The sequence below is a fragment of the Microbulbifer sp. 2205BS26-8 genome (assembly GCF_030731025.1).
Lineage (GTDB): Bacteria > Pseudomonadota > Gammaproteobacteria > Pseudomonadales > Cellvibrionaceae > Microbulbifer > Microbulbifer spongiae.
Window position 1 is genome coordinate 1 of sequence record NZ_JAVAMR010000212.1, and the last position, 359, is coordinate 359.

Annotated in this window: 1 protein-coding gene; it reads right to left on the bottom strand. The window is 51.8% G+C overall.

Translation table 11 applies throughout. The annotated features are described in order from the left end of the window. On the bottom strand, window positions 1–212 hold a 212-nt coding region (locus tag Q5Y71_RS17320; protein WP_306043312.1), incomplete at its 3' end, for a transposase. Window positions 213–359 lie beyond the last annotated feature (147 nt).

The following is a 359-nucleotide window of genomic DNA, read 5'->3' on the forward strand; positions in this document are numbered from 1 at the left end:
GCGGCAGTTTCCGCTTCATTGAAGAATTCAAGCTGAGCAGAATCCGCCTTCTCACTGCTGCTGCTGAACTGCTTATTACGCAGTAACAGGATCTGCTCTTCGAGCAGGCGAATGCGCTGTTGCTTGTGTTCCAGCTGTTCTGATTGCTGACGCAGAAGTGCCTTCAACGCTTCTGGATTGCCTGGGAGTTGTTCTGCGGTCACGTTAGTCATGGCCGCTATTTTACGACAACTCCAGATCAGGTTATCGAGTCAAATTGGATAGATTGGTGGGGCTTTTGGCTCCAGATGTTGAGACCGTCGAGCAGTTGATTCAGTTCGCGGCCGCTGCGAGCGCAGTGGGTAAACTCATCGCTCCAT